This window comes from Caballeronia sp. M23-90 (assembly GCF_053574605.1).
Genome location: NZ_JBSIPA010001014.1, coordinates 1 through 304, shown reverse-complemented (window position 1 = coordinate 304; position 304 = coordinate 1). Strand labels below are relative to the sequence as shown.

At 56.9% G+C, this 304-nt stretch carries 1 protein-coding gene; it reads left to right on the top strand.

Annotated features, from left to right (window positions below; all coding sequences use genetic code 11):
• A partial coding sequence (locus ACRXB1_RS37580) for a hypothetical protein (protein WP_449494962.1) occupies positions 1-304 on the top strand: 304 nt, incomplete at both ends.

Below are 304 nucleotides of genomic sequence, written 5' to 3'. Positions count from 1 at the left end.
CGCGTATGCCGTGGCAGAAAACCCTTCGTGCCTCGGTCTCAGTCGTAGATGCCGATGGTGTAGAGCGCCATGTGCGCGTCATTGGCCGGACGCTGCGCGCGAGGACTGCTCTTGCACTGCTCAAGAGCGGCGACATGGTTCGCATCATTGGACGCCTGGCACTAGCTGAATCGAAAGAGTCACTCGAACAGCACTACACGATAAAGATTGAAGTGGACAGCGCGACGCTCATCCCGGAGCGGAAACAGAAAACCTCAATCCTCCCGCGGCGTCTTGCGTCGCTTAATTTCTGGAGAAGCAAATG